At 73.2% G+C, this 24,396-nt stretch carries 20 protein-coding genes; 6 read left to right on the plus strand and 14 right to left on the minus strand.

All coding sequences use genetic code 11. The features are described from left to right. Nucleotides 1-501 precede the first annotated feature (501 nt). On the minus strand, nucleotides 502-1,530 hold the full coding sequence (gene ppk2 / locus B100_RS0124745) for a polyphosphate kinase 2 (protein WP_024887101.1): 1,029 nt from the start codon (nucleotides 1,528-1,530) through the stop codon (nucleotides 502-504). 238 nt (nucleotides 1,531-1,768) lie between these two features. Between ppk2 and B100_RS0124750 the strand changes: the two genes are divergently transcribed. Continuing rightward, entirely contained in the window at nucleotides 1,769-2,563 is a 795-nt protein-coding gene (locus B100_RS0124750; protein ID WP_024887102.1) for an SDR family oxidoreductase, read from the plus strand. Nucleotides 2,564-2,604: 41 nt separating this feature from the next. Here the strand turns inward: B100_RS0124750 and B100_RS0124755 are convergent, their stop codons facing one another. From B100_RS0124755 to B100_RS0124785, 7 genes are all read right to left on the minus strand, one after another. Beyond that, nucleotides 2,605-3,696 carry a glycoside hydrolase family 5 protein gene (locus B100_RS0124755; RefSeq protein ID WP_024887103.1) on the minus strand — a complete coding sequence of 364 codons (1,092 nt, stop codon included), beginning with the start codon at nucleotides 3,694-3,696 and terminating at the stop codon, nucleotides 2,605-2,607. Between the two features lie 119 nt (nucleotides 3,697-3,815). Then, the gene (locus tag B100_RS0124760; protein ID WP_024887104.1) at nucleotides 3,816-4,580 is read right to left on the minus strand and encodes a sulfite exporter TauE/SafE family protein; all 765 of its coding nucleotides are present in this window, start codon (nucleotides 4,578-4,580) and stop codon (nucleotides 3,816-3,818) included. A gap of 138 nt (nucleotides 4,581-4,718) precedes the next feature. Then, nucleotides 4,719-5,054, minus strand: a complete 336-nt coding sequence (locus B100_RS0124765) for an SCO5918 family protein (RefSeq protein WP_024887105.1) — start codon at nucleotides 5,052-5,054, stop codon at nucleotides 4,719-4,721. Nucleotides 5,055-5,321: 267 nt separating this feature from the next. Then, entirely contained in the window at nucleotides 5,322-6,932 is a 1,611-nt protein-coding gene (locus tag B100_RS0124770) for a DEAD/DEAH box helicase (RefSeq protein WP_024887106.1), read from the minus strand. A 414-nt stretch (nucleotides 6,933-7,346) separates the two neighbouring features. After that, nucleotides 7,347-7,742, minus strand: coding sequence for a VOC family protein (locus B100_RS0124775; protein ID WP_024887107.1), 396 nt, complete (start codon nucleotides 7,740-7,742; stop codon nucleotides 7,347-7,349). Nucleotides 7,743-7,770: 28 nt separating this feature from the next. Further along, entirely contained in the window at nucleotides 7,771-8,562 is a 792-nt protein-coding gene (locus B100_RS0124780) for an SAM-dependent methyltransferase (RefSeq protein WP_024887108.1), read from the minus strand. A gap of 306 nt (nucleotides 8,563-8,868) precedes the next feature. Continuing rightward, entirely contained in the window at nucleotides 8,869-9,858 is a 990-nt protein-coding gene (locus tag B100_RS0124785; RefSeq protein ID WP_024887109.1) for a LacI family DNA-binding transcriptional regulator, read from the minus strand. 379 nt (nucleotides 9,859-10,237) lie between these two features. Here B100_RS0124785 and B100_RS0124790 point away from each other — a divergent pair, with 379 nt between their 5' ends. The 4 genes from B100_RS0124790 to B100_RS0124805 all read left to right on the plus strand — a co-directional run bounded on the left by B100_RS0124790 (nucleotide 10,238) and on the right by B100_RS0124805 (nucleotide 15,676). Then, on the plus strand, nucleotides 10,238-11,164 hold the full coding sequence (locus tag B100_RS0124790) for a carbohydrate ABC transporter permease (RefSeq protein WP_024887110.1): 927 nt from the start codon (nucleotides 10,238-10,240) through the stop codon (nucleotides 11,162-11,164). Between the two features lie 4 nt (nucleotides 11,165-11,168). Next, nucleotides 11,169-12,110, plus strand: coding sequence for a carbohydrate ABC transporter permease (locus B100_RS0124795; protein WP_024887111.1), 942 nt, complete (start codon nucleotides 11,169-11,171; stop codon nucleotides 12,108-12,110). Nucleotides 12,111-12,226: 116 nt separating this feature from the next. After that, complete coding sequence (locus B100_RS0124800; protein ID WP_024887112.1) at nucleotides 12,227-13,564, plus strand: extracellular solute-binding protein; 1,338 nt, start codon at nucleotides 12,227-12,229, stop codon at nucleotides 13,562-13,564. Nucleotides 13,565-13,633: 69 nt separating this feature from the next. After that, nucleotides 13,634-15,676: a beta-galactosidase gene (locus tag B100_RS0124805; RefSeq protein ID WP_024887113.1), complete on the plus strand. Its 2,043-nt coding sequence runs from the start codon at nucleotides 13,634-13,636 to the stop codon at nucleotides 15,674-15,676. 82 nt (nucleotides 15,677-15,758) lie between these two features. Here B100_RS0124805 and B100_RS0124810 read toward each other — a convergent pair whose 3' ends face one another. The 3 genes from B100_RS0124810 to B100_RS0124820 form a co-directional block, all read right to left on the minus strand. After that, on the minus strand, nucleotides 15,759-17,018 hold the full coding sequence (locus tag B100_RS0124810) for a DUF2201 family putative metallopeptidase (RefSeq protein ID WP_024887114.1): 1,260 nt from the start codon (nucleotides 17,016-17,018) through the stop codon (nucleotides 15,759-15,761). After that, complete coding sequence (locus tag B100_RS0124815; RefSeq protein WP_024887115.1) at nucleotides 17,015-18,238, minus strand: AAA family ATPase; 1,224 nt, start codon at nucleotides 18,236-18,238, stop codon at nucleotides 17,015-17,017. The genes B100_RS0124810 and B100_RS0124815 overlap by 4 nt, the downstream gene beginning before the upstream one ends. Nucleotides 18,239-18,303: 65 nt before the next feature. Then, nucleotides 18,304-19,698 (minus strand): hypothetical protein, encoded by a 1,395-nt coding sequence (locus B100_RS0124820; protein WP_024887116.1) that lies wholly within the window; start codon nucleotides 19,696-19,698, stop codon nucleotides 18,304-18,306. 229 nt (nucleotides 19,699-19,927) lie between these two features. On the opposite strand from B100_RS0124820, the gene B100_RS0124825 reads away from it, so the two are divergent. Beyond that, nucleotides 19,928-20,380, plus strand: coding sequence for a phospholipase (locus B100_RS0124825; protein ID WP_024887117.1), 453 nt, complete (start codon nucleotides 19,928-19,930; stop codon nucleotides 20,378-20,380). 86 nt (nucleotides 20,381-20,466) lie between these two features. Here the strand turns inward: B100_RS0124825 and B100_RS0124830 are convergent, their stop codons facing one another. From B100_RS0124830 to B100_RS0124840, 3 genes are read right to left on the minus strand one after another with little or no spacing between them, the layout of a single operon-like run. Beyond that, a complete protein-coding gene (locus B100_RS0124830) occupies nucleotides 20,467-22,533 on the minus strand; it encodes an iron ABC transporter permease (RefSeq protein ID WP_024887118.1) in 2,067 nt (688 codons plus the stop codon). 4 nt (nucleotides 22,534-22,537) lie between these two features. After that, the gene (locus B100_RS0124835; protein ID WP_024887119.1) at nucleotides 22,538-23,518 is read right to left on the minus strand and encodes an iron-siderophore ABC transporter substrate-binding protein; all 981 of its coding nucleotides are present in this window, start codon (nucleotides 23,516-23,518) and stop codon (nucleotides 22,538-22,540) included. After that, nucleotides 23,515-24,369: an ABC transporter ATP-binding protein gene (locus B100_RS0124840; protein ID WP_024887120.1), complete on the minus strand. Its 855-nt coding sequence runs from the start codon at nucleotides 24,367-24,369 to the stop codon at nucleotides 23,515-23,517. Before B100_RS0124840 ends, B100_RS0124835 begins: the two co-directional genes overlap by 4 nt. Nucleotides 24,370-24,396 lie beyond the last annotated feature (27 nt).

Here is a 24,396-nt window from a genome sequence, read left to right on the forward strand (position 1 = left end):
ACGGGCGAGGTGATGCTGCCGATACGGCGAGGTGACGCCGCGCCGACCGTGCCCGGGCGCGGTGACCGGGGCCGGGGACGGTAGGTGCCGGGTCGTCGCGGTGCTTTCGGGGCGTACGCCCGGACGGCGTCCACCGGCGGCCCGGACGACCGCCCCGCTCCGGGACGCCTCGGGGGCCGCGCGCGGACAGCGCGGGTGCCGCATCGGTGGCACCTCCGTGCGGTGAGCGCCCGGGCCCTACCGTTGCCGAGGCGGTCCCGCCTCCGGAGCGGTGAGCGCAGGGCGCGGGTGTGCCGCTTCGGTGGCGCCTTCGTTCCCTCAGCGGGCGGGGCGCACCGCTGCCGGGGCGGTGACCTCCGGGTGTGACGCCGCCGGTGGCACCTCCGTGCCGTGCCCGCGCCACCCACACCCTTGCGGGGGCGGAACGCCTCCGGGGCGGTGAGCGGGCGGCGCGGGCACCGATGCCGTGAGCACCCGGGCCGGGGCGGCGCGGCGTTCGGGTCAGAGATCCGGGCGTCGCCGGCCGTTCTCCGGGTGGCTGCCCGGGCCGTGGCCCGGTCCCGCGAGGGGGGTCGGCGAGAGGACCGCGGGCTCCTCGCCGGCCTCCAGCAGAGTGTCGGCCGCGCCGACGATCAGCGGGTCCGGCTTGCCGAGCGCCCCGTGGTCCTTGGCCGGGTAGTCGCAGCGGTCGAGGAGACTGCGCATGGCCTCCAGCCGCCCGCGCCGCTTGTCGTTGTTCTTCACGACCGTCCACGGCGCGTGCGGGGTGTCGGTGGCGCGGAACATCTCCACCTTGGCCTTGGTGTAGTCGTCCCAGCGGTCCAGTGATTCCAGGTCCATCGGCGACAGCTTCCACCGCCGCAGCGGATCGACCTGACGGATGGCGAAGCGGGTGCGCTGCTCGGCCCGGGAAACCGAGAACCAGAACTTCACCAGCAGGATGCCGTCGTCGGTGAGCAGCCGTTCGAACAGCGGGGTCTGTTCCAGGAACAGCCGGTACTCGTCGTCCGAGCAGAAACCCATGACCCGCTCGACACCGGCCCGGTTGTACCAGGAGCGGTCGAAGAAGACGATCTCGCCGCGGGCCGGCAGATGGGCCACGTAGCGCTGGAAGTACCACTGCCCCGCTTCTCGCTCGGTCGGCTTCTCCAGGGCGACCACGCGGGCGCCACGTGGGTTGAGGCGTTCCATGAACCGCTGGATGGTGCCGCCCTTGCCGGCCGCGTCCCGCCCCTCGCACACCACGACCATCCGCTGGCCGGTGTCCTTCACCCAGCGCTGCATCTTCAGCAGTTCGATCTGCAGCACGCGTTTCGTGCGCTCGTACTCCGACCTGCGGACCTTCCGGTCGTAGGGGTGGTTCTCGCGCCAGGTCTCGATGGGGGTGCCGTCCGCGTCCAGGAGCACGGGGCGCTCCGGACGCCGGACGTCCACCTCCAGCCCACGGAGCAGATCGCCACCGGCCGCGCGGGACTCGTCCGTCCCCGCGTCCGTACGGCCCTCGTGCGCGTCCGGGTGGTCGGCCGTCACGTCGTCTCCCGCCTTTCCGGTTCCCGTCTCACCGGGTTCCCCCTTGTGCAGCGTATGCCCGACGGGCGTGCGCGGTGATGCACAGGCGGGTGCCCGCCGAGGGGCGACCGAAGCGCGGTGACGCGGCGGTGATTCGGCGGCGGGCCCGGGGGGAAGTCGGGGCGGGTCGGAGGCGCGGCCCGCGCGGACGGTGGTCCGCGGGCCGGGCCGTCGTATCCGGGCAGGGAAAGGTGAGGACGTGCAGATCGATCTCAAGGGCCGTACAGCGCTGGTCACGGGTTCCACCCAGGGCATCGGGGCGGCGATCGCCACCGGGCTCGCGTGGGCGGGGGCCCGGGTCGCGGTCAACGGACGCTCGCGGGAGCGGGTGCGCGAGGGGGCGGCCGCGCTGGAGCGGGAGGTGCCGGGTGCGGAGGTGGTGCCGGTCGCGGCGGACGTGACCACCGAGGAGGGTGCCGCGCGGGTCGCCGAGGCGCTGCCCCGGGTCGACATCCTGGTCAACAACCTCGGGGTGTTCGGTGCCGCCGACCCGCTGGAGATCAGCGACGACGAGTGGCGCCGCTACTTCGAGGTGAACGTGCTGGCGGCGGTGCGGCTGATCCGCCTCTTCCTGCCCCAGATGACCGAGCGCGGCTGGGGGCGGGTGCAGAACATCGCCAGCGATTCGGCGATCGTCATCCCGGCCGAGATGATCCACTACGGCATGTCCAAGACCGCGCTGCTCGCCGTGGGCCGTGGCTTCGCCAAGCAGGCCGCGGGCACCGGGGTCACGGTGAACTCGGTGATCGCGGGTCCCACCCACACGGGCGGCGTGGAGGACTTCGTCTACGAGCTGGTGGACCGCGACCTGCCGTGGGACGAGGCGCAGCGCGCCTTCATGCGGAAGCACCGGCCGCAGTCGCTGCTGCAGCGGCTGATCGAGCCGGAGGAGATCGCCAACATGGTCGTCTACCTCGCCTCCGACCAGGCGTCGGCGACGACCGGAGGGGCGGTGCGGGTCGACGGCGGGTACGTGGACTCGATCCTCCCGTGAGGGGCGGGCCGGCACCCGATGGACAGGTGCCGGCCTGCCGGTCATGCGCCTCGGGAGCCGTCCGGGGTCCTGATGCGGTCGCGGATCCAGACGCCGGCGGGCTTCAGCGGCGCCGTGCCGGTCCACGGGCCGTCGCCGGCGCAGGTGCCCGGCTGGAACACGGCGCCGGAGCGGTGGTCGTCGGAGAAGTTCCAGTTGACCCAGCTGATCTGCTTCCGCGCCATCAGATCCAGGTAGCGCCGGGCCATCGGGAAGTCGTCGGCGCCGTCACCCTCGTAGTTCTGGGTGCCGAACTCCGTGACGAACACGGGGATCCGGTCGGCGGCACGGGACAGGGCCGCGAGGTACTCGTCCCGGTGCGAGGCGGCGTAGAAGTGGAAGGTGTACATGATGTTCGAGGCGTCGACCGGGTCGTTGACGACCTCGGACTCGTCGGCGCTCTCGGAGACCCCGAACGAGGACCACGCCCGGGTGCCGACGAGGACGGGCGCGTCGGGGTCGGCGGCGCGGATGACCGGGATGATCCGCTCCGCGTACTCCTTGATGCGTGACCAGCTCACCCCGCTGGGCTCGTTGGCGATCTCGTAGAGGACGTTGACGCGGTCCTTGTGACGGCTCGCGATGTCGGTGAAGAACGTCCGGGCGTGGTCCAGGTTGGCCATGGGGTCGCCCGGCTCCAGCATGTGCCAGTCGACGATCACGTACAGGCCGCGGTCGCTCGCCTGCCGGACCAGGCGGTCGGCGAGGGCGGTGAAGTGCGCGGGGTCGGTCTCGTAGCCGCCCTCCTGCACGTAGGTGGACACCCGCAGGACGTCGGCGCGCCAGTCGTGGGCGAGGGCGTCGAGGGAGGCGTCGGTCAGGCACTGGGCGTACCACTGGGTGCCGTGCGTACTCATGCCGCGCAGCTGGACCGGGGTGCCGTGCCGGTCGCAGAGTTTCGTACCGCAGACCCTGAGCAGTCCGTGGGTGTCGACGGGGGTGGCTGCGCGGCTGGTGATCGGCACCTGTGCACCGTACCGGGTGGGGGCCGGTGCGGAGGCGGCGGGGAGCGCCGAGGTCAGGACGAGGAGCAGGGCACTGGCGAGAGCCGCCGCGAGGGCGGCGGGGCGTGTGCGAGGACGTGCCGGTGTCATGTGGGGGACTCCGTCCGGGCGATGGTTAGGAAAGTTTCCTAACGTGATGGAACTGCAGCTCCCCTCCGTTGACAAGGGTGGTGACGAAGCTGTCGCGCACGCCGGAACGCGCCCCCGGGTCAGCGCAGCAGGAGCTGGACGAGGGCGACGGTGCCGACCGCGACGACGAGGGCCCGCAGCACGGCGGGGCGGAAGCGGCGGCCCGTCATCGCCCCGAGCTGGCCGCCCAGCGCGGAACCGGCCGCGATGAGGCCGACGGCCGTCCAGTCGAAGTCGGCGACGAAGAGGAAGAGGGTCGCGGCGACCGTGTTGACGACGGCGACGAGGACGTTCTTCACGGCGTTGAGGCGTTGCAGCGGCTCGTCGAGGAGCAGGCCCATCAGGGAGATGTAGATGATGCCCTGGGCGGCGGCGAAGTACCCGCCGTAGACGCTGGCCAGGGTCAGGCCGGCGGACAGCGGCCATCCCCCGTCCCGCCGGACGGGGCGGTCCGCGGGGCGGCGGTCCCGCACCCTGCGGCTGATCAGGGGCTGCAGGGCGACGAGGACGAGGGCCAGACCCACCAGGCACGGCACGATCGTCTCGAACGCCTCGGCCGGCAGGGTGAGCAGCAGGCAGGCGCCCGTGATCCCGCCGAGCGCCGCGCCGACGCCCAGCCTGCGTACGCGCCGCCCCTGCCCCGCGAGTTCGCGGCGGTAACCGATGGCTCCGCTGACGGCTCCGGGTACGAGCCCGAGGGCGTTGGAGACGGTCGCGGTGAGGGGTGACAGGCCGGCGGCGAGCAGCACGGGGAACGTCACGAGCGTGCCCGAGCCGACGACGGCGTTCAGGGCGCCCGCGCCGATCCCGGCCGCGAACACGCCGAGCATCTCGAGCGGCGTCACACCACGCCCCCGGTCGCGGCGGGGGCGTCCGGGGGCGCGGATGGGCGGGCGGGTGCCGGAAAGACGTTCATACGGGCACGCTAGCCCGCTAACGCTTCGGCGCCCGCCTAAAGGTCGGTGCCCGAAGGGCCCGGCCGGTCAGGCGCCGGGGCTCTGGCTCTGGGGGTCGGCGGAGCTGCCCAGCATCTCCGAGGCCGCCTCCAGCGGGGAGAGAGCACGCGGGGCCGGGGGCACGGCGTCGGGGTGGGGGTGGCAGGTGAAGCCGAGCCGGGCCATGGCCCGCACGACCTCGCCGGTGGTGAAGTCACGGCGGTCCTGCCGGGTGATGACCTGGCCGACCTGCTTCGCCGGGTAGCGGCGGCGGCCGATGGTCACGGACTCACCGGTGATCGCCTCGGGGGTGATGCCCTTCATCGACTCCAGCACTCCGGCCTTGGTCAGGTCGAAGGGGTAGCGGGCGATGACACAGCGCATGGTGCCTCACAGGGGAAGAAGGACGGGCCGTCCACCCTGGCGGGTGAGCGGGGCGAGCGGCCCACGGAGAACTTCGGTCGGTACGGGGATACGGGGGTGACAGGGCGGCCGGGGACCGCTGCACAGCGGTGCCGACAGGTCACCATGTCGCCTTCTCGTCATGCCGTCACATCGTCCCGTGACGCGTCGCGTCACGGGACGTCGCCGATCGGAGGACACGCCGTCGGTCACCGGACGCCTGGCTGCGCGCCCGGCGGGCCCGGCGGCCTAGGCCGCGCGGTCCGCGGCCGGTGTAGTACGGGCCCTGCGGCGCTGCGCGCCGTCGGCGCGGCGGGGCCGGCCGGAGCGGTCCTGCGCCGACGCGGTCTGCGCCGTGGTGCCCTGGGCCTTGCCGCCGGTGACCTGACGGCCGCCCTGGGCCGCACCGCCCTGGGTACGGCCTCCCTGGGCGCCCCGGCCGCGGCGGCGGGAGGACGAGGAGGCGGCGCGGCGGGGCCGCTCCACGACCGGCACCGTGATCACGACGGGCACGCCGGACGGCGTGCGGGCGCCGGTGATGCGGTTCAGCTCCTCGTCGCCCGGCCGAATCTCGGTGATGCGCGGGGTGATGCCCGCCTGCGCCATCAGCCGGCTGACGTCGCGCCGCTGGTCCCGCGTGACCAGGGTGATCACGCTGCCGGACTCGCCGGCGCGGGCCGTGCGTCCGCCGCGGTGCAGGTAGTCCTTGGGGTCGCCGGGCGGATCGACGTTGACGACCAGGCCGAGGTTGTCGACGTGGATGCCGCGCGCCGCGACGTTGGTCGCCACCAGCACGGTGACGTGCCCGTCCTTGAACTGGGTGAGCGTCCGGGTGCGCTGCGGCTGGGACTTGCCGCCGTGCAGGCCCGCGGCGCGCACGCCGTTGCTCAGCAGGTGCTTGGTCAGCCGGTCCACCGCGTGCTTGGTGTCCAGGAACATGATGACCCGGCCGTCGCGCGCCGCGATCTCGGTGGTCGTCCGGCGCTTGTCGGCGTCGTCGACGTGGAGCACGTGGTGCTCCATGGTGGTCACCGCGCCCGCGGACGGGTCGACGGAGTGGACCACCGGGTCGCTGAGGTAGCGCCGGACCAGCTGGTCGACGTTGCGGTCGAGGGTGGCCGAGAACAGCAGGCGCTGTCCGTCGGGCCGCACCTGGTCGAGGAGCCTGGTGACCTGGGGCATGAAGCCCATGTCGGTCATCTGGTCGGCCTCGTCGAGCACCGTGATGGCGACCTCTTCGAGTATGCAGTCGCCCCGGTCGACGAGGTCCTTCAGCCGTCCGGGCGTCGCGACGACGACCTCGGCGCCGGCCCGCAGCGCGGACGCCTGCTTGCCGATCGACAGTCCGCCGACCACCGTGGCCAGCCGCAGCCGCACGGAGCGGGCGTACGGCGTCAGCGCGTCGGTGACCTGCCCGGCGAGTTCCCGGGTGGGGACGAGGACCAGGGCGAGCGGCCTGCGGGGCTCGGCACGGCGGCCCGCGGTGCGGGCCAGCAGCGGCAGGCCGAAGGCGAGCGTCTTGCCCGAGCCGGTGCGGCCACGGCCGAGGACGTCACGGCCGGCCAGGGAGTTCGGCAGGGTGGCCGCCTGGATGGGGAACGGGGCCGTCACGCCTTCGCTGCCGAGGGCGGCCAGCATCTCGGCGGGGAGGGCCAGCTCCTCGAACGCCTCCACGGCGGGGAGGGCGGGGGTGGTCGTCACGGGGAGGGCGAACTCGCCTGTCGGCGCGCTCCTGCGGTTGCCGGAGCCCTTGGACGGCCGCGACGCACCGCCGCGGCCGCCGGCGAAGCCGCCTCGGCGGCCGCCCTTGCCTGCGGTGCGGGTCCGGGACGTTCGATCGTTCGCGCGTGCCTGTGTCACGGAGAACCTTCCTTGATGTGGCGCGTGTCAAGGAATGTCCGCCGCTGTGGGACGCGGGGAATTGCAAGAACGAGCCGGGGTGAAGGGCCGCGGGGCGGTTTCGCCTGTGGGGGGCGCGACCCATGAGAAGCAGCGAGCGGAGTGTGCACCTCTCCGTGTGATCCGTGTGAGATCCAGCTGCGCAGCAGGCGCCGGTGTGGCGCAGGGACGGTCCTACCGGCCCTGCGGGTTCGATGACCGCGCGACTACAACAGAGATCGACACTAGCACGGCGGGTGCCCGGCCCGTGCGGGAGATAGGTCACCCCGGCTGGGGGAATGCGGGGCGCCACCCCTGCGTGCGACGGCGTGGGCGGGGTCGGCTCGTGACCGCCGGCCGACGTCGGGGTAGGTACCTTTCACCGCCTGTCGTCGGCTACCGGCCGGGGGCCAGGGTGCGCAGGACGTCGAACTCGTTGCCCTCGGGGTCGGCCATGACCACCCAGCTCCGGCCGGCGCCCTGGCCCACGTCCACCCGTGCGGCGCCGAGGGCGAGCAGCCGGGCCACCTCGTCCTCGGTGCTGCCGTCGACCGGGCTGACGTCCAGGTGGAGCCGGTTCTTCACCGTCTTGCCCTCGGGCACCCGGACGAAGACCAGGGTGGGCGGCATCTGGCGGGCCCGGACCTCTTCGACGGTCGGCACCCAGGAGCCGATCTCGACCTTGTCCTCGTCACGGTCGATCACCTCGAAGCCCAGGACGGCGCACCAGAAGGCCGCGAGCCGCTGCGGGTCGTGGCAGTCGACGACCAGCTCCGTGAACCTGCTGGTCATCACTCCCCCTGCGGGTACGGACGGCGCATCAGCGGACGCGTGCCACGGCCGCGTAGATCCCGCTGTCCTCGGCCGGCGGTGCCGGCTCCGTGCGGAACCACTCGGGGGCCGTCACCAGGCCGGGCTCGACCAGGTCCAGGCCGTCGAAGAAGCGGGCCACCTCGTCGCGGGTGCGGAAGCCGAGACGGATGCCGGCCCGGGCGTACTCCTCGGTGACCTGCCGCGCCAGGTCGGAGTGCAGGTCGGACGCGGCGTGCGACAGCACGAGGTGGCTGCCCGGCGGCAACGCGTCCACCAGTTCCCGGACGATGCCCCGCGGGTCCAGGTCGTCGGGGAGGAAGTGCAGGAGGGCGATCAGGGACAGGGCCACGGGGCGTGAGAAATCGAGCACGTGGCGCGCGTGGCGGAGTATCTCGCCCGGTTCGCGCACGTCGGCCTGGAGGTAGTCCGTGGTGCCCTCGGGGCTGCTGACGAGCAGCGCCTCGGCGTGACGCAGCACGATGGGGTCGTTGTCGACGTATACGATCCGCGCCGCGGGGACCGCGCGCTGGACGATCTGGTGCAGGTTCGGCTCGGTGGGGATGCCGGTGCCGATGTCGAGGAACTGGTCGACGCCCTGGTCCGCGAGCCAGGCGGCGGCGCGGTGCATGAACGCGCGGTTCTGCCGCGCCGCGTCCTTCGCCTCGGCCGGCAGTTTCCGCCCGACGGCCTCGTCGACCGGGTAGTTGTCCTTGCCGCCCAGCAGCCAGTCGTAGACCCGCGCCGGCTGCGCCCTGCTGGTGTCGGTCCGCGGCGGGGTGGGGGATGTGCCCGTCGACATGCGCGTCCGTCCTGACGAGTGGGGTGACCGAAGCCCTGACGATCACCGAGTCTGACACACCAACAGGCGCACCAGTAGGGGCGGTTCGGTCCGCCCGCTCAACGGCGAGGGGCGGCTCGCGCTCCGTCCCGCCACGGCGGTGAGCGGAACAGGATCGCGGCCCGTGCTCCACGGCGGCGGGCTGAGGCGACTCGCTGCCGATCACACCGCTGCGGCAAGCAGGGGCCGCTCACTGTCCGACGCACCCCGGCGGCGGGCGGGCGGCGCCGGCCGTCGCACCGCGGCGACGGCGTCAGCGCTCCGCGCTCAGCCCCTTGGCGGCGGTGCCGTGCTCGCGCGGTGTACCAGGCGGGCCGGGACCAGGGTGGTGCCGCGTTCCGGGCCCTCCTGGCGCATCTTGCGCAGGACCGCCTGCACGCAGAGCCGTCCCACCTCGGCGAAGTCCTGGTGCAGCGTGGTGAGCGGGGGGAGGAAGGAGGAGGCCTCGGGGATGTCGTCGAAGCCGACGACGCTCACGTCCTTTGGAACGCGACGGCCGTGCTCGTGCAGGGCCCGCAACAGCCCCAGCGCCATCTGGTCGTTGGCGGCGAAGACGGCCGTGCACTCCTCGCGGGCGGCGAGGTCCAGGCCGGCCCGGTAGCCGGACTCCGCCGACCAGTCGCCCCGGACCAGCGGCGGCGCCTCCCGGCCCGCCTCGGCGAGCGCGGCGCGCCACGCGTCGGTGCGGCGCTGGGCGGCGAAGGAGTCCTCGGGGCCGGCCAGGTGCCACACCGTGCGGTGACCGAGGCCGAGCAGGTGCCGTACGGCGTCGCGGGTGCCGCCGTGCTGGTCGGTGTCGACGACCGTGTAGCGGTCGCCGGCGTCGGAGTCGACCACCACCACCTGGACGTGCGGCGGCAGTTGGACCGTCGCCGCGTCGAGGAGGTGGACCTCCATGATGACGATCACGGCGTCGACCGCGAGCTCCTCCAGCCGGGAGAACGCCCCGCGCACCTCGTCCTGGGTGGGCACGGCGACCGGCAGCAGCGTCACCGCGTAGCCCTCGCGCGCGGCGGAGGTGGCGATCGCTTCCAGCGTGCGCACGTTGCCCGTGGTGGCGAGGGTGAAAGTGATGACGCCTATCGTCCGGAACTCGCCCCGTTTCAGCGCGCGGGCGGCGCTGTTGGGCCGGTAGCCGAGCTCCTTCATCGCGGCGAGGACCTGGCGGCGGGTCTCCTCGGTGACCCCCGGGTAGCCGTTGGACACCCGGGAGACGGTCTGCGCCGAGACCCCCGCGAGCCGGGCCACGTCCGCCATGGAGGCGGTGGCGCGGACCCGGGCGCGGTGCCGGGGGGCGGGAGCGCCGGCCGTACCCGCCTCCGCCCCGGCTCCCGCTTCCGATCCCGCCGTCGCGACGGGCGGGCCGCTCGGGTCCGCCGCCGCTTCGTCGACCGTCTCCACTCGGTGTCCGCCGCCTTCCTGTCTCGCGCGTCACGGTCCGTAAAAGGACCCTTGACCGTCGTCCTCGGGGCAGTGTAGACATGCCGCCACCGGATGTTTACGTAAACATAACAGCTCAGAGCGTTTCCGCGGCGAGAGATGTTTGCGTAAACATCCGGCCGGGCGACCTGCCGCCCGGCTCCGTGCCGGGTGCCGAGCCGCTGGTGACCGGAACGCAGACGAGCGAGGAACGACCATGACGACGCTGCATCCGCTGGCGGCCGCAGAGCCGCGGCCGGCCCCGCCTCCGGCGAGACGGGACCGGCGCTCCTGGAAGGGCTGGGGGTTCATCGGCCCGTTCGTGGCCGTCTTCGCCCTGGTCTTCCTCGCACCGATCGCCTACTCGGTCTACCTGAGCCTGTTCCGCGACCAGCTCATCGGCGGCAACACCTTCGTCGGGTTCGACAACTACCAGCAGGCGCTCAAGGACGAGCTGTTCTGGGCCTCGCTGGGCCGGGTGGCGCTGTTCCTCGTGGTGCAGGTGCCGATCATGCTGGGCATCGCCCTGCTGGTGGCGCTGGCCCTGGACAGCGGCCGGCTCTACGGCAGAAGCTTCTTCCGCATCACGATCTTCCTGCCGTACGCCGTGCCCGCCGTGGTCGCCACCCTGATGTGGGGCTTCATGTACGGCACCAAGTACGGCCTGGTCAGCGACTTCAACTCGGCCTTCGGCTGGTCGCTGCCCGACCCGCTCTCCGCCGACCTGGTGCTGGCCTCCATCGGCAACATCGTGACCTGGGAGTTCGTCGGCTACAACATGCTGATCTTCTACTCGGCGCTGCGGGTCGTCCCGCACTCCCTGTACGAGGCGGCGGAGATCGACGGCGCCGGCCAGTGGCGGGTGGTCACCGCGATCAAACTGCCCGCGATCCGCGGCGCGCTGGTGATCGCGACGATCTTCTCCGTCATCGGCAGCTTCCAGCTCTTCAACGAGCCGAGCATCCTGCGTCCGCTGGCCCGCAACGCCATCACCACGGACTACACCCCGAACTTCTACACGTACTCGCTGTCCTTCAGCGGCCAGCAGCACAACTACTCCGCGACCGTGGCCATCATCATGGGCCTGATCACGATGGTGGTCGCCTACGTCGTGCAGCTTCGCGGCATGCGCAAGGGAGCGTGACCCGATGACCACCCCTGTCACCACCCCCGCACCCGCCGTCACGGCCCCCGGCAGCGTGAAGAGCGCCCCGCGTCTGCGGCGCGCCAAGCAGCACCGCCCTGGCCGCCCCCGGCGCAGCAAGCTGCTGACCGCGCTGACGTCGCTGGTGGTCCTCTACACCGTGGTCCCGCTGATCTGGCTGGTCGTCAACGCCACCAAGACCCAGGCGGGTCTGGCCGACTCGAGCGGCCTGTGGTTCGCGGACGACTTCGCGCTGTGGGACAACATCCGGGACACGTTCACCTACCACGACGGCGTGTTCACGCGCTGGCTCCTCAACACCCTGCTGTACGTGGTGCTGGGCGCCGGCGGCGCCACCCTGCTGGCGGTGCTCGGCGGGTACGCGCTGGCGAAGTTCGACTTCCCCGGCAAGCGTGGCGTCTTCGCCACGGTCATCGGCGCGGTGGCGGTGCCCGCTACGGCGCTCGCCGTCCCCACCTTCCTGATGTTCAGCAAGATGGGCCTGACCGACACCCCCTGGGCGGTCATCCTCCCGTCGCTGGTCTCACCGTTCGGCCTGTACCTGATGTGGGTGTTCGCCTCCGAGGCGATCCCCGCCGAGCTGCTGGAGGCCGCCCGGATGGACGGCGCCGGCGAGGCGCGCACCTTCTTCCAGGTGGCGCTCCCGCTGCTCGCCCCCGGCATCGTGACCGTACTGCTGTTCACCACGGTCGCCACCTGGAACAACTACTTCCTCCCGCTGATCATGCTCAAGGACCCGGACTGGTACCCCCTGACCCTGGGCCTGAGCGCGTGGAACTCCCAGGCGGAGACCGTCGGCGGTGAGGTCGTCTTCAACCTGGTGATCACCGGCTCCCTCATCACGATCCTGCCGCTCGTCGCCGCGTTCCTGTTCCTGCAGAAGTACTGGCAGTCGGGACTCGCCGCCGGAAGCGTCAAGGAGTGACCCCGCGGCCCGCAGGCCGCCCCCGACCCCGCACCCCGCACCCCGCACCCCGCACCCCGCGTTCGCGCGACCCCCACCCCCATCTGTCCCACCCACGAAGAAGTGGAAGCACACTCATGCGCAGAAGGACCAGCCGCCTGCTGGGCGGCATCGCCCTCGTGACCTCCCTCGCCCTGGGCGCCACCGCCTGCGGCGGCTCGGACGACGGCTCCGGCACCGAGGCGGTCTCCGCCGAGGACATCCAGGCGGCTCTGGACAAGGGCGGCACGGTCACCGTCTGGTCGTGGGAGCCCACGCTGAAGACGGTCGCCGCCGACTTCCAGAAGAAGTACCCCAAGGTCAAGATCAACCTGGTCGGCGAGCGTTCCGGCGACAAGCACTACACCGCGCTGTCGAACGCCATCTCCGCCGGCAAGGGCGTCCCGGACGTCGCCCAGCTCGAGTACTTCTCGGTCGGCCAGTACTCCCTCACCAAGGGCCTGACCGACCTGTCCGGCTTCGGCGCGGACAAGCTGGCCTCGAAGTACACCCCGGGCCCATGGAACGCCGTCACCGAGGGCGACAAGGTCTACGGCCTGCCCATGGACTCCGGCCCGATGGCGCTGTTCTACAACAAGCAGGTCTTCGACAAGTACAAGATCACCGTCCCCACCACCTGGGACGAGTACCTGGACGCGGCCCGCAAGCTGCACGCGGCCGACCCCAAGGCCTACATCGCCAACGACACCGGTGACGCCGGCTTCACCACCAGCCTGCTCTGGCAGGCCGGTTCGCGGCCCTACGAGGTCGACGGCACCGACGTGAAGATCGACTTCGGTGACGCGGGCGCCCGGAAGTTCACGGCCGTCTGGCAGAAGCTGATCGACGAGAAGCTGCTCGCGCCGGTCACCAGCTGGACCGACGACTGGTACAAGGGCCTCGGCGACGGCTCCATAGCCACCCTGTCGACCGGCGCCTGGATGCCCGCCAACTTCGAGTCGGGCGTGCCGAACGCCTCCGGCCAGTGGCGCGTGGCCGCCCTGCCCGCGTGGGCCAAGGGCGACAAGGCCAGCGCGGAGAACGGCGGCAGCGCGCTGACCGTGCCCGCCCTCGCCAAGAACAAGGAACTGGCCTACGCCTTCGTGGAGTACGCCAACTCCGGTGACGGTGTCGCCTCCCGCGTCTCCGAGGGCGCCTTCCCCGCCACCCAGGCGGAGCTGAAGTCCACCGAGTTCCTGAACAAGGAGTTCTCGTACTTCGGCGGCCAGAAGGCCAACGAGATCTTCGCCGCCTCCGCCGCCAACGTCGCCGACAACTGGTCGTACCTGCCCTTCCAGGCGTACGCCAACTCCATCTTCAACGACACGGTCGGCAAGGCCTACATCTCCGGCACCACGCTGCCGGACGGTCTGAAGGCCTGGCAGGACGCCTCGGTGAAGTACGGCGAGGAGCAGGGCTTCACCGTCGAGAAGTAGCGACACGCACCACCCCGCGGGCGGCGCGCACTCGCGCGCCGCCCGATGCGCCGACCCGGAAGGACCGCCATGATCTCCACCCTCCTGTCCCGTACCGGCGGGACGGACGGTGACACCGCCCCCCGTCTCCTCTTCGGTGCCGACTACAACCCCGAGCAGTGGCCCCGGTCCGTGTGGGAGGAGGACGTCCGGCTGATGCGGGAGGCCGGCGTGAACCTCGTGTCCGTCGGCATCTTCTCCTGGGCCCGCATCCAGCCGACGGCGGACACCTGGGACTTCGGCTGGCTGGACGAGGTGCTCGACCTGCTGCACGAGGGCGGGGTCGGCGTCGACCTGGCCACCGCCACCGCCTCCCCGCCGCCGTGGCTGACCACGGCCCACCCGGAGGTCCTCCCGGTCACCGCCACCGGCGAGACCCTGTGGCCCGGCGCCCGCCAGCACTGGCGTCCCACCTCGCCGGTCTTCCGCCGGTACGCCCTCGACCTGGTGCGGAAGATCGCCGAGCGCTACCGGGACCACCCGGCGCTCGTCGCCTGGCACGTCAGCAACGAGCTGGGCTGCCACAACGTCTACGACCACTCCGACGACGCGGCCCGTGCCTTCCGGGAGTGGCTGCGCGAGCGGTACCGCACCCTGGACGCGCTCAACGACGCGTGGGGCACCGCGTTCTGGTCGCAGCGGTACTCCGCCTGGGAGCAGATCCTGCCGCCGCGGCTGGCCGCCTCGCACCCCAACCCGACGCAGCAGCTGGACTTCAAGCGGTTCTCGTCGGACGCGCTGAAGGACCACCTGCGCGCCGAGCGGGACGTCCTGCGCGAGATCACCCCGGACGTGCCGGTCACCACCAACTTCATGGTGATGGGCAACACCAAGGGCATGGACTACGCGGACTGGGCGGAGGAGATCGACTTCGTCTCCAACGACCACTACGTGCACCCCGGCCCGCAGGACCGCGACGAGCTGTCCTTCTCCGCCAACCTCACCAGCGGCATCGCCGGCGGCCGGCCGTGGTTCCTGATGGAGCACTCCACCAGCGCCGTCAACTGGCAGCCGGTGAACGTGGCCAAGCGCCCCGGCGAGCTGGCGCGCGACTCCCTGCTGCACGTGGCGCACGGGGCGGACGCCGTCTGCTTCTTCCAGTGGCGGCAGTCGGCGGCGGGCGCCGAGAAGTACCACTCGGCGATGGTGCCGCACGCCGGGGCGGACAGCGAGCTGTTCCGCTCGGTGGCCGCACTCGGCGCCACGCTGAAGGCGCTGGCCCCGGTGGCCGGCAGCGAGCGGGAGCCCGCGACGGTGGGCATCGTGTACGACTGGGACTCGTGGTGGGCCAGCGAGCAGGACTCCCACCCCACCGCGCTGCTCGACTACCGGCAGGAGGCCCTCGACTGGTACGCGGCGCTGCTGCGCCTCGGCATCCGCGCCGACCTCGTCACCACCCGGTCCGACCTGCACCGTCACCAGGTGCTGATCGCGCCGGTGCTGCACATGGTGCCCGCCGACCTGGCCAAGTCCCTCACCCGGTACGCCGAGCAGGGCGGCCATCTGATCACCACCTACTTCTCGGGCGTCGTCGACGAGCACGACCACGTGTGGCTCGGTGGTTACCCGGGCGCCCTGCGGGATCTGCTGGGCATCCGGGTCGAGGAGTTCGCGCCGCTGCTCGCCGGGGACGGTGTGGAGCTGGACGACGCCACGACCGGCACCCTGTGGACCGACCGCATCACGGTGACCGCCGACGAGACGGAGGTTCTGGTCCGCTACCGCACCGGGGAGCAGGCCGGCCGGCCCGCCGTCACCCGGCGCCCGACGGGCAGCGGCTCCGCCGCCTACGTCTCCACCCGGCTCGGCGTGGACGGGCTCGCCGCGCTGCTGCCGCGGCTGCTGGAGCCGGCCGGTGTGGAGAGCGAACTGCCCGCCGTGGCGCGGGGATCCGTGGAGCCGGTGGTCCGCCGGGGTCCCGGGGGCCGCTTCGTGTTCCTGGTGAACCGTACCGACGGCACCGTCCCGGTGCCGGGCCTCGACGGCGAGGTGCTGCTCGGCTCCGCCGACGCCGACGGCACCCTCACCCTCGGCCCGCGCGCCGTCGCCGTACTGCGGCAGCCCGCTTCCTGACAGGCGCGGCCGAGCTCACGGACGGGGCCGGCCGATCCGCCCCGGCGTGTCGAGCGGCCCGGTGAGCCACTCACCGGGCCGCTCATCCGTGCGGGTCGCCGATGGTGACCACGCGCGCCCACTCGGGCGGGGTGTCCGGCACGTACTCCGGACTGTCCTCGTCGGCGGGCCTGCCGGGGCGGGGGAACAGGCCGACCACCGTCCGGCACGGGGGGCGTGCGGCGGGCCAGCGCGTCTGGCCGTCGGTGAGGACGACCAGCACGTCGGGGCGGGGCCGGGCGGTGAGTGCCCTGGCGAACCCGGCCCGCAGATCGGTGCCTCCGCCCCCGACCAGGGGGACCCCTTCCGCGCGGCACAGCCGGTGCACCTCGGGGGACGCGGCGTCACAGGGCACCACGGACACCAGATCGCGGCGCCCGCCCACGGCGCGGGAGATCGCCGTCACCTCCAGCAGCGCGCTGCCCAGTTCGGTGTCGCTGACCGAGCCCGAGGTGTCCACGACGACGGACACCCGGGGCGGTGTGCGCCGCAGGCTCGGCAGCACGGCGCCCGGGACGGAGGCCGACCTCCGGGCCGGGCGGCCGTAGCTGTAGTCGTCGCCCGCACCGGAGGCTGGGACCGCGGAGCGCATCGCCGCGCCGAGCAGGTCCCGCCAGGGCTGGGGCGGGTGGAACACCTCCTCGGCCCAGCGCCGCCACCGCTTCGGCGTCCTGCCCGGCCGGCCGGCGATGCCCTGGGCCACCCGGAAGCGGACGGCGTCGCGTTCCTGGTCGGTCAGGCCGTGCGCACCCTCCGGGCCCAGGTCCCACTCCCGTTCGAGGCCGTCGGCGCCGCTGCCGCAGTCCAGCCAGACGAGGGTGCGGGTGTGCGCGCCCAGCCGGAACCGCCGCAGGTACTCCTCCATCAGCAGCCCGGGCTCCAGCCCCAGCGTCTCCGGCAGGACGACGTCGTCGGGGCGTGGCAGTCCGTCGCCGTACACGTCGTCGTTGATCTCGCAGTCGGCGGCGATGTTCATCCGCAGCCGCTCCCCCGGCCCGTCGAGTCCCTGTTCGCGGGCCACGCGGTCGCCGCGTCCATGGTGGTCGCGCAGCAGGTGGGACACCTCGTGCACCCAGACGCCGGCCAGCTCCTCCAGGGGCGTGGCGGCGACGTACACCGGTGAGACGTAGCACCGCCAGTACCGGTCGACGGCCATCGTGGGCACGCCGCGGGACGCGACGGGGTGCAGGGCGAACAGGGCGGTGGCGAGGTAGGGGCGGGCGCGGACGGCCAGCAGCCGGGCGGCGAGCAGCTTGTCGAGGTCGAGCTCGGGGGCCGTGGTCCGCGGCGGGCGCGTCGTCATCGGGCCGGCCCCTTCGTCGCCCGGGCCAGGGCCTGGTCGGCGCGCCGGGACAGCGACAGGGTGCGGGTGAGCCGCTCGACGGCCTGGGGGACGTCCCATTCCTCGCGGCGCAGGGTGGCGAGGGTGGTCGCGGGGACGACGACCAGGTCGGGCGCGCCGGTGTCGAGGGCGCGGGCCAGCAGGGCCCAGGCGGCGTCCCAGCGGGCCCGTTCGGGGCGGGCGCGCACGGCCGCGACCACGGCGTCCAGCGTGGCCTGGCGCAGGTCGCCCCGGTCGGGCAGCTCGGCGCCGGCCGGGTCGGCGAGCAGCGTCTCCGGGTCGGGGAGGTCCAGGCGGTCCAGGCTCGCCAGCAGCTCCAGGCCCGGGCCGTCCCCGACGGTGCCCCGGACCAGCGGGGAGAGGACGTCGCGGTCGGATCCGGCGGCGGTCGCGAAGGCGATCAGGTGCAGGGTCATCTCCCAGCTGCGAGGTGAGGGCCAGGGGCCGCCGCGGCGGGTCTCGCCGTTCGGCAGCCGATGCACCAGCGGGGGCCGTGCGGTGAGGAAGGCGCACACCGCGCGGCGGGCGAAGGCCACCGCCTCCGGCAGCCGGTCCGGGTCGAGTGCGGGCAGGGTGGCCCGGGGCCAGGTGCCGCCGAGGCCGCGGACGACGACCTCGGGGTCGTGCGTCCAGTTCAGGTGGACGAAGCGGTTCGCCAGCGGGGGGCTGAGTTCCCAGCCGTCGGCGGCCGAGGCGCGCGGGTTGGCGGCGGCGACGATCCGCACGCCGGGCGGGAGCCGCAGCGCGCCGATGCGACGTTCCAGCACGAGCCGCAGCAGGGCGGCCTGTACGGCGGGCGGCGCGGTGGAGAGTTCGTCCAGGAACAGCAGACCGCGTCCGGCGCGTACCAGGCGGACGGCCCAGTCCGGCGGGGCCATGGGGACGCCCTGTTCGGCGGGGTCGTCGCCGACGACGGGCAGTCCGGAGAAGTCGGACGGCTCGTGCACGCTGGCGATCACGGTGGTCAGGGGCAGGTCGAGGGCGGTGGCCAGCTGGGTGAGCGCGGCGGTCTTGCCGATGCCCGGCTCGCCCCAAAGGAGTACGGGCAGGTCGGCGGCCACGGCGAGGGTGAGCGCCTCCAGCTGGATGTCGGGGCGCGGTTCGGTGGTGGTGTCGCGCAGCAGGGTGAGCAGGTCACCGGCGACGTCGAGCCGGGAGGGGGCGGACACGGTCATGGGCATCGGTCATCACCTGTGGGTGTGGCGGGAGTCGGGCGGGCGAGGCCGGGGAGCACGTCCCCGGGTGGTCAGCGGAAGGTGGCGTGGCGGGGGTGGGAGCGGTGGTCGCGTCGCCGGGCGGGGGCGGGCAGGACCCGGTGGCCGGCGGGACCTCGCAGGCCCGCCCGGTACAGCCCGTGGGCGAGCCGCCGCAGCGCGGCCTCTTCGACGGCGTCCCTGAGCGGCCCGTCGCGCAGGCGCGCCTGTGGCCCCAGCAGGTTCTCGACGACGGCCAGCGCGCCGTCGACGTCTCCGTGGTCCAGGCGTTCGCGTACTCCGGTGAGGCAGTCGGGCCGGCGGTGGGCGCGGTCGAGGAACCGCAGGCAGGGCACTGGGGTGCCGGTCAGTTCGACCAGCAGTTCCTCCCGCCGTATCTCGTCCGGCGTGTGGTCGAGCGGGACCAGGACGCCCTCCACGAGGGCGACCCGGTGCCGTTCCCCCCGGCACTCCACGAGGTGGGGCTGCCCGGGGTCCGGTCCCGGCGGCGGTCCGGTGGCCGTGCGACCGGGTGCGAGGGCGGTGGCGACCAGCGGGTGCAGCCGTCCGGCGTCGATCACGCCGGTCCGGAGCAGGTCGAGGTCGGGGAGGACGTACGTGGCCGCGTCCGGCAGCAGGGGCATCACCGTGAACGCCGTGTCGGCGTCCGGCGGTTCGGCGCGTACCGCCTGCTGTACGGATCCGTCGCCGGACAGGTGCAGGACGAGCCGGTGGCGGGCGTCGATCCGCACGGCCACGGCGCCTGCCGCCCGGCCCGTGTCGCGGAGCAGGATGCGGGCCTCCTCGGCCCAGCGGTCCACGGCGCAGTGGTGATCCGGGGGCAGCAGCCCTGGCTCCACCGTGACCGGTGCCCGCGTGCCGTCACCGGCCGGGCGGTCCGCACCGGAACGGTGCCGCAGTTCGTGGGCGCGGCGGGCGTCCCACAGGTGGCGGTGGAGGTCGAACCGGAACCGCCGGCCGGGGCGGGGGCGCGGGTGTCCGCCGGAGCCGTCGTGGAGCCGTTCGCCGTCCCACAGCGCGAGGCTCATGCGCTGGCCGCCCGCCGCCCACGCGGGCGGGGTAAGGACCACCAGGGACACAGCGCGCGGCCCGTGGGGGCCGTCGGCAGCGTAACGGGCGAGGGTGACGGTGACGCCCGGCCGCAGCAGCCCGTCGGGGGCGGTCCTCGGCATGTGCCAGCGCAGCAGGTCGGGTGCCAGATGCCTCAGGTCGGCACGCAGTTGGGCCGTGAGATCACGGCCGTGGGTGCGGGTCAGGTCGCGCGGCCGCAGGTCGACGTCGATGTTCGCGGCGGCGCACGCCCCCGCCCAGTCGCCGGCGCTCCGGCGGGCGGTCGCGGTCTCGATCATGGAAGGCGGCACGGCGTACTCGCGCACGCGCCGCCACAGGGAACGACGAGGATCCTCGTCCACGGGGAGTGGGTGCATCAGCACTCACCTTGCGTGGACGGAACCCCCCTTCTGCGGGCGGAGGAAGTGATCATCGCGGTCAGGCTAGTGCGCCGCCCGTCACCCTGTCAGGTGGTTTTTCCCGGGCGGGGCGATCTCTCCGCCGAGAACGTGCGGTAGTTGCGGTGTAAACCGACCTCCCCCACGGGCATGTCTTGTCATGAACCTGCGGTCCGGTGGTCGGGCCGCAGTCTCATGGAGGTGTGGGATGCACCGAAGAATCGCCGCCGCACTCGCCACCCCGGCCCTCGCCCTCGTCGGTGTCCTCGGCACCGCCACCGCCGCCGACGCGGCACCCGCCGACAAGCCGCAGGTGCTGTCCAGCTGGACCCAGACCAGCGCGTCCAGCCACAACCAATGGGTCGCCGCCCGGGCCAACCGGTCGGCCTGGTCGGCCTACCAGTTCGACTGGTCCACCGACTACTGCTCCTCCTCCCCCGACAACCCCTTCGGCTTCCCGTTCTCGACCGCCTGCGCCCGCCACGACTTCGGCTACCGCAACTACAAGGCCGCCGGCGCCTTCTCCGCCAACAAGGCCCGGCTCGACAGCGCCTTCTACGAGGACCTCAAACGCGTCTGCAACGGCTACGGCGGCGCCACCAAGACCGCCTGCAACAGCACCGCGTGGACCTACTACCAGGCCGTCAAGGCCTTCGGCTGACCGTCACCGGCCGAAGAACACCGCGGGCCCCGCGGCCGGGAGGGGCAACTCCCGTCCGCGAGGCCCGCGGTGACGGCCCGCACCGCCTACCGGCGGCTGCGCACCAGCACGTGGAGGAAGTACGGCGTGCCGATCACGGCCGTCATCAGACCGGCGCCCAGCTGCGCCGGGGCGATGACCGTACGGCCCAACAGGTCCGCCGCGCACACCAGTACGGCGCCGAGCAGCACGGCGACCGGGAGCACCCGGGTGTGCCGCCGGCCGACCAGGGCCCGGGCGGCGTGGGGTGCCACCAGGCCGACGAAGCCGATGGTGCCCGCGGCGGCCACGGCGGTCGCGGTGAGCAGCACGCTCAGCACGAGGAAGCCGAGCCGGGCCCGGGACAGATCGAGGCCGAGCAGTTGGGGGGTGTCCTCGTCCAGGGAGACCAGGTCGAGTTCCCGGTGCCGTACAGCGGCCACCGCGACACCGGCGACGAGGACCAGCGCGAGCGGCACCACGTCCGGCAGGGCCCGGCCGTACGTGGAACCCGACAGCCAGGTGAGCGCCTTGGTGGCGTTGAACGGGTCGGTGAGCACGATCAGCAGGCTGATCACCGCGGTCGTCCCCGACGCCACACCGATGCCGACGAGGACCAGCCGGTTCTGCTGGAACCCGCCACGCGCGGCGAGCCCGAACACCAGGACCGCGGTGAGCGCGGACCCGGCGAAGGCCGCCCCGGCGACGCCCCACCCCCCGGCCGTCGGGACGGTGGTCACCAGGATCACGGCGCCGAGCGCGCCACCGCCGGAGACACCGAGGACGGACGGTTCCGCCAGCGGGTTGCGGGTGACGGCCTGGACCAGGGTGCCGGCCAGCGCGAGCGCGGCGCCCGCGAGGAGCGCGGCGAACACCCGGGGCGTACGGGTGTCCAGCACGAACGAGACGGTCCTGCCCGCTCTGCCCTGCGCCCAGTTGACCACGTCGCCCAGCAGCAGTTTGCTGTCGCCGAGCAGCAGGCCCGCGACGGTGACGCCGGCCAGGGCGAGCACCAGCACCGCGAGCGTGGTCAGGAAGACCGTACGGCTGCGGATGCGCAGCTTGTCGGGGGCGGCGGCGCCCCCGGTGTCGCGCAGCCGGGCCGCCATCACCACCAGGAACGTGGCACCCACGAAGCTGGTGACCACACCGGTGGGCACCGCCACGGCCGTGTCCGCGTCGACCAGTGCGCGCAGCAGCACGTCCGCCCCGAGCACCAGAGCGGCGCCGACGAGACCGGCGACGGGGGCGCCCGCGCGCAGCCGCCGCAGGCCCCGGGACCGGCGGGCGAGGGGGCGGGCGAGCGCCGGGGCGCACAGGCCGACGAAGCCGATCGGGCCGGCGAGGGTGACGGCCGCGGCGGACAGCAGCGTGGCCAGCACGACGGCCGTGACGCGGGTGGCCCGTACGGGTACGCCCAGTCCGCGCGCGGTGTCGTCGCCGAGCGCGAGGGCGTCGACCCGGCGCGCGACGAGGAGCAGTCCGGCGAGTCCGGCCACGACGACGGGCAGCATCTGCAGCACGCCGTCGAAGCCGTTCTGGCCGATGTTGCCCTGGTTCCACTGGTAGAGGCCCTCGGTCTGCCGCGGAAACAGCAGGAGCAGCCCCTCGGTGACGGCGGTGAGTCCGAGCGCGAGCGCGGTACCGGCCAGCACCAGCCGTACGGTGCCGGCGCCGAGCCCCGACAGGCCGAGGACGACGGCCGCCGCGGCGAGACCGCCCGCGAAGGCGATGCCGGAGGAGGCGAGCAGCGGCAGCGACAGGCCGGTGACGGCGGCGATGCCGAGCGCGAAGTAGGAACCGGCGTTGACCGCGAGGGTGTCCGGGGAGGCCAGGACGTTGCGGCTGAGGGCCTGCAGGGCGAGGCCCGCGATACCGAGGGCCGCGCCCACGAGCAGCCCGGCGGCGGCCCGGGGCAGTCGCGAGGCGATGACGACGGACGCGTCGGCCGGGTCGGCCCGCCCGGTGAGGGCCTTGAGGACCTCGGCCGGGCCGACCGCGGCCGTGCCCTGGGTGATGTCGACGACGGCGAGGGCGGCGACCAGGAGCACGAGCGCGGTCGTCACCGCGGCCGCGCCCGCCCGGGACGGGACCGTCTCCGGGCGGACGGTGGGAGGGGTGGCGGTGACGGCCATCGCGCTACTTCGTCAGGGCCGCGACGAGGGAGTCGACGTAACGCTCCATGGAGCCGGTGCCGCCGAACATCCAGATGCCGTCGTCCAGGCGGTGCACGTCACCGGACTTCACGAACGGCAGCGACGTCCACACCGAGTTCTTCGCGAGCTCCTTGCCGAACGGGTCGCTGCTCGCGTCCTGCTTGTTGCCGATGTAGACGAACTGCGCCTCGCCCAGGCCGGTCAGGCCCTCGACGTCGGTGGAGCCCAGGCCGTAGGCCGGGTCACCCTCGACCTTCCAGGCGTTCTTCAGGCCGAGCCGCTCGTTGACGCCGCCGATGAGGGAGCCGGAGGTGTAGGGGCGCAGGGAGACCTGGTTGGAGGCGACGTAGCCGTCGGCGAAGGCGATCTCGGCGCCCTTCAGGCCTGCGGCGTCCAGGGCCTTGGCGCCCTCGGCGAGCTTCGCGTCGAAGTTCTTCCTCAGGGTGGCCGCCTGCTCGGTGGTGCCGGTGGCCTTCGCGATGAGGTCGACGTTCTCCAGCATGCGCCCGACCGGGTCGGAGGCGTCAGCGGACTTCACCTCGAGGACCGGGGCGATCTTCCGCAGCTGCTTGACGGCGTTCGGCTGGAGGTCGGTGGTGGCGACGATGAGGTCGGGGTTCAGCGCGGCGATGGTGTCCACGCTGGGCTCGCCGCGGGTGCCGACGTCCTTGGCGTCGTTGGTGAGCGGTACGGCGCTGTCCCACGTCTTGTAGCCCTTGACGTCGGCCACGCCGACAGGCTCCACGCCGAGCGAGAGGAGGTGCTCGACGACGTTCCACTCGGTGCCGACGACCTTCTTGGCGGGGCCGTCGAGCTCCACCTTCGCGCCGGACGCGTCGGTGAGGGTGATGGGCTCGGCCGACGCCTTGGGCGCCTCGTCGGCCGCGGGTTCGGTGGTGCCGCAGGCGGCGAGCAGCAGGGCAGCGGCGGCGGCCAGGGGCGCGGTGCGCAGGAGGCGTCTCATGAGGTGGTGCTGAGCCTTTCGCTTCGGGTGTGGTGACGGCCGAGGGCGCGGGTGCGCAGGCGGCCGGTGAGGGGGTCGGTGTCGACCTCGATGCGGATGCCGTAGACCTCGGTCAGCCGCTCGGGGGTGAGGACGTCCTCGGGTGCGCCCTCGGCGACGACGCGGCCGGCCGCCAGGAGCACGACGCGGTCGGCGACGGCGGCCGCCTGGTCGAGGTCGTGCAGCACGACCCCGACGGCGATGCCCTGGTCGTCCGCCAGCTCGCGCACGAGGTCGAGGAGTTCGACCTGGTAGCGCAGGTCGAGGTAGGTGGTGGGCTCGTCGAGGAGCAGCACGCCGGTCTCCTGGGCGAGACAGCCGGCCAGCCAGACGCGCTGGAGCTGTCCGCCGGAGAGGTGTTCGGCGCCGCGGTCGGCGAGGTCGGTGACGCCGGTGAGGGCGAGAGCGCGGTCGACCGCGGCCCGGCCGCCCGGGTCGGTGCCGCCCCAGCGGCCCCGGTGCGGGTAGCGGCCGAACTCCACGACGTCGCGCACGCTCAGGCCGCTCGGGGTGGGCCGCCCCTGCAGCAGCAGGGCGACGCGGCGGGCGAACTCCCGGGGGCCGAGGGCCAGCGCGTCGGTGCCGTTGTCGATCGTGAGGGTGGCCAGCCGGGGCCGCTGCAGGCGGGCGACGGCGCGCAGGAGGGTCGACTTGCCGCTGCCGTTGGGGCCGACGAGGACGGTCACCTCACCGGGCCGCAGGGTCAGCTCCGCGTCGTGCACGACGTCCGTGCCGTCGTACGCCACGGTCACGCCGGTGGCCGACAGTTCATGCCCGTGCCGGCCCGGAAGCACCTCTTCACCAGGGATCACAAGGCTAGGTTAGCCTAACCTTAGTTC

It is taken from the genome of Streptomyces sp. CNH189 (genome assembly GCF_000527195.1).